General features: G+C 48.2%; 7 protein-coding genes. All 7 read right to left on the minus strand.

Annotation, left to right across the window (positions count from 1 at the left end):
• Positions 1-221: 221 nt before the first annotated feature.
• The 7 genes from O9324_RS26400 to O9324_RS26430 all read right to left on the minus strand — a co-directional run bounded on the left by O9324_RS26400 (position 222) and on the right by O9324_RS26430 (position 7,341).
• Entirely contained in the window at positions 222-776 is a 555-nt protein-coding gene (locus O9324_RS26400) for a YbhB/YbcL family Raf kinase inhibitor-like protein (protein ID WP_002787690.1), read from the minus strand.
• A 245-nt stretch (positions 777-1,021) separates the two neighbouring features.
• The gene (locus O9324_RS26405; RefSeq protein WP_288141760.1) at positions 1,022-2,704 is read right to left on the minus strand and encodes an alpha-keto acid decarboxylase family protein; all 1,683 of its coding nucleotides are present in this window, start codon (positions 2,702-2,704) and stop codon (positions 1,022-1,024) included.
• 28 nt (positions 2,705-2,732) lie between these two features.
• Positions 2,733-4,052, minus strand: coding sequence for an acetyl-CoA hydrolase/transferase family protein (locus tag O9324_RS26410; RefSeq protein ID WP_185240047.1), 1,320 nt, complete (start codon positions 4,050-4,052; stop codon positions 2,733-2,735).
• A gap of 29 nt (positions 4,053-4,081) precedes the next feature.
• Positions 4,082-4,609, minus strand: coding sequence for a (R)-specific enoyl-CoA hydratase RipB/Ich (gene ripB, locus O9324_RS26415; protein WP_043995794.1), 528 nt, complete (start codon positions 4,607-4,609; stop codon positions 4,082-4,084).
• A gap of 37 nt (positions 4,610-4,646) precedes the next feature.
• A complete protein-coding gene (gene ripC / locus O9324_RS26420; protein WP_288141761.1) occupies positions 4,647-5,504 on the minus strand; it encodes an itaconate degradation C-C-lyase RipC in 858 nt (285 codons plus the stop codon).
• Between the two features lie 75 nt (positions 5,505-5,579).
• Complete coding sequence (locus O9324_RS26425) at positions 5,580-6,716, minus strand: T6SS phospholipase effector Tle1-like catalytic domain-containing protein (RefSeq protein WP_288141762.1); 1,137 nt, start codon at positions 6,714-6,716, stop codon at positions 5,580-5,582.
• Positions 6,717-6,939: 223 nt separating this feature from the next.
• Complete coding sequence (locus O9324_RS26430; RefSeq protein ID WP_353851750.1) at positions 6,940-7,341, minus strand: MFS transporter; 402 nt, start codon at positions 7,339-7,341, stop codon at positions 6,940-6,942.
• Positions 7,342-7,466: the final 125 nt, after the last annotated feature.

Genomic DNA, 7,466 nt, shown 5'->3' on the forward strand with positions numbered 1-7,466 from the left:
TTCCGAAAGTCCTTGACTTGTTTTAGTTTTTCTATTAAGCTCAACATATATTTGAAAGGTTGGCGGTCACTCCTCATTTTACCTGATAGTGATCGCTTTTACTTTTGATATTCTGATGGGAGAATGAAACAGCCCTACCGACATGGGGGGGGGTGCCTTTTGCATGAGTGCCTCTTGCCTGGTCTCAACAAGCAATTTAAATTACGAACAGCTTATGTTAGTTAACGCGCATTTGTTGGCGCTGTTAAACGAGCCTCTCCGATTTTATGTTGAAAAATGAAAAAACCAGCGTATGCAGGGGAAGCATTGGGGGGAATATCTAGTTTAGATGTATTTAATGCGTAAACAGTAATTTGATAGTTATGGGGTTTTGAGCCTTCCGGTGGGCAAGCACCACCAAAGCCGTTGTAGCCGAAGTCATTCCGCAATTGAATCGCCCCTTGAGGAAGCTTTTTACTGTCTTTCACGCCAGCATTTTCTGGTAAACTACGCACATCTGCTGGGATGTTGACGACCACCCAATGCCACCAACCGCTTCCTGTTGGTGCATCAGGATCGTACATAGTGACAGCAAAACTCTTAGTTCCTTTGGGAACATCGCTCCATTTCAAAGCGGGAGATTCATTTTTACCAGTACATCCCCATCCATTATAGATTTGTGCATTTTGTAATGATTTACCGTTTTCAATTGTTGGGCTAATTAATGTCATCGCTTGAGCGCCCAAGCTAAAACCGCCCAATGCAATCAAGCCGGCAACAATCTCTGCTTTAAACATAAAATTACTCCTTCGCTCTGGATTAAGATAGGGGACAATCTCACTGGGGAAACGGTAGGGCTAGTGAGATTTAATAGGCTCTTAGCACAATTATTTGTAGGATGGGTTAGCGGTAGCGTAACCCATGCGGGCGTTGGGTTTCATGCTTCAACCCAACCTACGTTGATCTTATATTTAATTCCACCCACTTCAGCCCTTACTTTGACAATCATTGGAGAGGTCTAATGTGGACAGGCAGTTAGGGATTAGCGATGAGGGCGGGCGTTCGCGGCCGCAACAGCCCTACCCCATGAGATCAGATCAGCAGTGGCATCATCGCGATCAATAACGCATTCAATTAGCGTCGGTCCCTCGCGGTTTTCCAGAGCTACCTCGATCGCCTGGGCCAGTTCCCCGGCGGTGGTAGCGAGTAATCCCTGGCCCGCCCCATCTTCGGCATTGAATACTTTGATTAACCCTGCGTAGTCCCAGTTCTTAATGTTGTTATAGGGGCCATCGTGAATTTCAACCTCGATCGTGTAGCCATGATTGTTGACGAGGAAAATAATGATCGGCAGCTTTTGTCTGATCATCTGCGCCACCTCCTGGGCAGTAAGCTGAAAAGAGCCGTCACCAATCATGCAGATAATCTGTCGCTCCGGCGCGCCCAGGGCATAGCCGAAAGCGGCCGGGATCGACCATCCGATATGGCCCCATTGCATCTCGATCTCGAAGCGGGCCCCGGTGGGCAGCTGTAATTTCATGCCATTGAACCAGGAATCACCAGTCTCGGCGAACACCGTAGTCTTGGCAGTGACTAGAGGCCCGATCTGCCTGAGCATCTCGATCCTCGAAAGCTTGGCCTCAGACCTAGCAGGCTCGACCGGCACAGACTGAGAACGGAAGCGTGCAAATTCGGCCATAGTCGCATCGCGCTTCTCCACCTTTCGTGCCAAGCAAGAGAGAAAGTCGCGCAGATGAATCCCGCTGAAATGATACCCGTCAAATTTGACACTATCTTTGTTGGCGTTCAGTACAGTCGGACCACTGGGCATCGCCGTCCAGCCGACGGTCGAATAGTCGTTGAAAACCGCTCCTAAGCAAACTACAGCGTCCGACCAATCGACAATTGCGCTCGTACCGGGAGAACTAATTTCTCCCCAGTAAGTACCAACGTACTGGGGATGCTCTTCCGGGAAAAAGCTCTTGGCGGCGGCCATGACCGCAACGGAACAACCGAGGGCCTCGGCCAGTTCGATCGCCTCTTTCTCGGCCTTGGCAGCCCGTAGCTGGCTGCCGATCAACAGTACCGGTTTCTGCTTGCTATGTAGAAATTCTGCTGCTGCGCTCACCGCCGCTGCCAAAGTTTCTGCGTCGCTCGGAGCTTCGTTGATGATTGCGCTCACTGGCCCGGGGGAAGCACAGGGGGCCTCGGCAATATTGCAGGCAATCTCAATATAGGCCGGTTTTTGCTCCCGTAACGCCGTTCGGATAACGTGGTCGATCTGCTCCGGGGCATCTTCGGCGGATGTTATGGAAACCGCCGCACAGGTCAGCTTCCTAGCGATTTCCAACACATAGGTTAAATCTTGCGTTCCCATCGTATGGTGCAGCAGATGACCCGTGGAGTAGTCGTTGGTATTGGGTGCGCCCGACACCAGGATGACGGGTAGGTTCTCAGCATAGGCACCGCCGATGGCATTCAGGGCCGAGAGCGCGCCAACGCTGTAAGTCACGACAGCGACTCCTAAGCCATTGGCACGAGCGTACCCTTCCGCCGCAAAGCCACAGTTCAATTCGTTGCAGCAACCTACCTGCAAAAGATTCTGGTTTTTCAGAAACTGGTCTAGCAAGACGAGATTGTAGTCACCCGGGACTACGAAATGATGTTTTACTCCTATCTGAACCAAACGTTCTGCCAGGTAAGTGCCAACATTGTAATTGCTCATTACTTAGTCCTAATCTGAATAAAAATCACTAGATCAAGTGCATTGACTTGGCAGCGGCGGTGAGTTCGTCTCGAAACGCTGGATCCGCCAGTCCGATCAAAGACTCCGCCCTCTCGGTTGAGGAGAGTCCCTTGAGATCGACAACACCGTTTTCAGTGACCACATAATGAACATCGGTGCGGGGTGTCGTGACCGGACCTGAAAGCCGAGGAACGATCTTACTGATCTTGCCATCCTTGATCGAAGACTGGAAGGCGATAAAGGACATACCGCCCTTCGAGGCATAGGCCCCCCGGACGAAATCCAACTGGCCACCGGTCGAGGTAAACTGATGACCGCCAACATATTCCGAATTACAAGCTCCGGTCAGGTCCATTTCAATTGTGGAATTTACCGACACCACATTGTCGTTTTGGGCAATCACAGCCGGGTCATTCACATAATTGACAGGATGACTTTCCAGCGAGATATTATCATTGATAAAGTTGTAGAATGCTTCATCTCCCATGGCAAAGGTGAAGACAGATTTGCCCGGGTTGATTTTTTTCCATTTGTTGGTGACAACACCGTTCTGAATCAGGCTTGCCAGAGCAGGAACGAGTACCTCAGTATGAATGCCGAGATCCTGCCGACCCATTAGCGCCTCGCAGACTCCGCTAGGTACTCCACCCACGCCGATTTGCAGACAGGCGTGTTCAGGAATCCTTTCTGCGATCAACTGGCCAATCTTCCTCTCTTGCTCCGTGACCGGTCGAGGTTTCAGCATTGGCAACGGAACATGATGTTCTACGATGGTATCTACTTCGGAAATATGCAATAAGGAGCGCCCGAAAACCCGGGGCATATTCTGGTTGACTTCCACGATCAGGCGTTTAGCTGCCCTGGCGGCACTGCTGGTGTAATCGTTATTGGTTCCGAAGGTGAAATAGCCGTTACTGTCCATGGGTGACACGGTTACTAGAAAGGTGTCCAGATGGATGTGATCGCTAAAGAACCGCACCGATTGGCTGAAAGAATTCGGCACATAAAAGACAACCTTGCGATCGCCGTCTTCTTGTCCTTTTTTAATCAGGTCGCGCTCGGCTTTCTGCATGAACATGGAATAGGGTTTGATCCGGCCCATCAATTCGTAGCGCAGCAGCGAGCGCTGCATGGGTTCCTCCGCGTGCATATAATACACTTTCACATCATCGATCAACCCGGCTTCTGCCCTGGCCGCTAGTGCTTCCATCAGCGCCGGTGGTTGGCAAGCTGCCTGACCGATACCAACAATGCTGCCACTACTAATCTGCTCCATAGCAGTGTGACTGTCCGTAAGCTTGGCCTGATATTGGTTCTCGTAAGCCATCATTTTTCTCCCGAAGAAGTCTTAACTAATCAATAATTTGCCGCGGCTTCCGGTGAGTGACCGCGTTTGTAAATCAGCATCGTCCGCTCGAAGCTCATCACTTCTACACCGTCCTGGTTCACGCCTCGCGTTGAAACGGTGACAATTCCCTGGGTCGGCCGACTCTTTGACTCACGCTTGGACAGCACAGTGGATTCTGCATAGAGTGTGTCCCCAGCAAAGACCGGATGTGTCGCTTTGACGTTATTCCAACCCAGATTGGCCACAACTTTAGCGCTGACGGTCCTAACGCTCATACCGGTGAGAAGGGCAAGCGTAAAGGTGCTATCCACCAGCATCTTCTTCCACTCTGTTTGACCGGCGTAGGCGGCATCAAAATGAACCGGCTGTATATTCATCGTCAGCAAGGTCATCCAGATGTTGTCCACATCTGTAATCGTCCTGCCGGGACGGTGCTCGAACACATCACCGACTTGAAAATCTTCGTAGTAAAGACCGTTTGTCTCACGATAGCGATTTGGGCCGATTTCTCGGTACGCTGACAGTATATTTTCCATTTTTTTCCCAGTTTCTGGACACCTTAGATTAACAAAACTATTCCTCAGTTGCAATACCGGCTCGCTCCAGAACAAGCCTTGCTTTACGGGCAACCGCTTCATCCACCATTTGTCCCTCAACAGCACCAACCCCTTGACGGTTGACGGTAAGGATCTGTTGTGCTTTGGCTATTTGTTGTTCTGTTGGGGTCAAGACCTCATTGATGGTGGCAATTTGTACTGGGTGGATTGCACATTTGCCGTGAAATCCCAAGTTTACTGATGCTTTTGTCTCCTGCTTAAGACCTTCCGAATCCGCAATATCAAAATAGGGGGAGTCGAAAGCGGCAATCCCAGCGGATGCAGCCGCATGGATCAAGCATGACCTCACCCACAGTAGTGGCTCCCAAGCGGTTTCTGCACCGAGGTCCGCAGCCATATCCGCAGCACCGAAGATAAAGGCGGCCGGCCTGACTTGGCCGCTAACCATCTCGTCCAAGGCTCCTATCGCCTTGGTACTCTCAATCAGCGCGATCACCTGCGTCGATTTATTGGCCTCTCGCAACAGGTTTCCCACCAGGCTGATGAGTGCGGAGGAGTCGCATTTCGGTAGAATCAAATAGTCGGGTTCGGCGGGTGAAAGCAAGAGAGCCTGAAGGTCGTCGAGTCCAAACCTTGTGTCGGGAGAATTGACGCGGAGGGCACAGGGGAGGTGATTCGAGGATATCTCCCCAAGATAGCGCAGCGCTGCTAGGCGGGCTTCCTCCTTGGCGGTGGGAGCCACTGCGTCTTCAAGATCAATAATCAGGGCATCGGCCTTTACCTCCGCAGCACGGGAGAATCGGTCCGACTTGGTCGCGGGTGTGAACAGCCAGCTTTTTAGGGCTAGAATCGATTTCTGCGATTGATGTAACATTACCAGAGCCTTGTTTTGCGTCAATGTGAAGTGTACATCAAAACTTGGGGGTTGCCAAATTTGAAAATGTCTAAATTAGGGCAGCAAATTATTAAGCAGGGGAGCTAGATTTTGAGGACGATAATTGGGATCAGCCTTAAGTCGTTCGACCACACTATAATGAAGGGCAACTTTTGAAGATTCTATCGGTCGCCATCCTTCACCAGCTAAGGCATACACCCCAGTCACGCTATTATCAAATTTAGTAGTTGGCTCTGGTTTAATCTGGAATTCCTCACTATAATCTTCAGTTGAATCAAACTCCAATCCTAACTTTTTGGCCTCGTGGATTATCCATTGTAAAGTATAGTCCGATAGCCCCCGATATTCTTTAGTTCCTCCACCAATACAGCCATGTTCACCAGCAAAGAAAACTTCTTTGACTACTTGTTCAGGATTTTTGTCACTTCTCTCCATGGCGGACGAGGGAAAACCCCTGCGTTTCTCATCAATGGCAACTGCATGAAAGGCATTTTCCACAATCGGACTTAGTGTAGCATCGAAAAATTCATACTTCCGATTCCAGAGTTTAGCCAAGGGTAGCCAAGGTGTTAGATCAGGAACACCTAATGCTCCCACGGTATCCCAGCACCCTAACATTTTGATCGGTACACGACCTTGTAAATAATCTTTTTCGCTATCTATCTTTTTGGAGTTATCTTCCCGGAATTTTTGAGATTCTGGATCATTTGGCTTAATTTTAGAATTTCGATAAAGCTCATAAGCTTTAGGCAATTCCCGGATCTTGGAACGGCTCAATAAACCACAGTTATAGATCATACCTGCTAAACAACGAACTGTATAGGCTCCGCGACTAAAGCCAACTAGGTAAATTTCGTCTTCAGCTTCTACGTCATAATTCATACATAAAAAGCGATAGGCATCTTGAATAATTCTGTCAATTCCCCAGCCAAAAGCACCCCCACCTAAACGCTCGATTAAATCAGCGTCTTCTGCCGTGCCACATCCTGATATATAATGAACCATTTGTGGGGTTTGATCATCGGCGGTGTATTTCACTAAGCGGGCAAATTTGACGACATTCGTAGGATAGGAAGTTGCTAATTCATTCCAAGTACCATCACAACAAACAACCAAACGTTTTTTCTTAGTTGTATCAACAGATTCGATAGCATCCTTCTTGGTAATCGTAGTATTTTCCGCTTGACTCATTGTCATTTATCTCCGTAACTAAAACCAGTTTAAGTTTGAACTCCTCTGGTACTGCGCTGACTAAAAAATACCTTATGGGGACTGGGATAGTCAAGGACTTTTTGCGGTCAGTGGTTAATATAAATCATATATCGTTCAGATGGTTGAACTAAGTCGAGGTATCGCCACTCCGACTCGTCTTCAGAATGGAAGGTGATAGTTTCTAATCATTGTGGTCATTGTCCTAAACATTTTCCAAACTTTTACCATTGGGTTCAATGCGAAAGATAAAAGTAACCAACGCCCCAAAAAGAGAAGTGATAACTAAACCATGTAGAAGGTTAGACGTACCAATTTGCTCCCTGAGAATCGGAAAGAAAAAAGCAGTAGTAACTGCTCCAACTTTCGCAAAAGAGGCGGCAAAACCAGCACCTAAACCGCGAATTTGTACGGGAAATATCTCCCCCGCTAAAACATAGGTCATGGCATTGGGTCCGAGATTTGTCATAAAATTAAAGATGATAAAGCCGCCAAATATAAGAAATACTTTTAATTGATGACCTTCTGGAATAGTTTCTGCCGCTAGGGAAGCAATTCCTAAGCCTAAGCCACAGCCAATAAAGCCTACAATAGAACTCTTGCAAATTAATTATATGTTATAATGATGGGTTAACTAATTTTCCCAAAAAAATTAGTTAACCAGTACATTAGTCCTGAATGAAAACTTGAAGTTTAACTTTTAACTCAAAACTCTTTAGATATGCTTTAATT

The sequence above is a fragment of the Microcystis sp. LE19-84.1B genome (assembly GCF_027531875.1).
Taxonomy (GTDB): Bacteria; Cyanobacteriota; Cyanobacteriia; order Cyanobacteriales; family Microcystaceae; genus Microcystis; species Microcystis panniformis.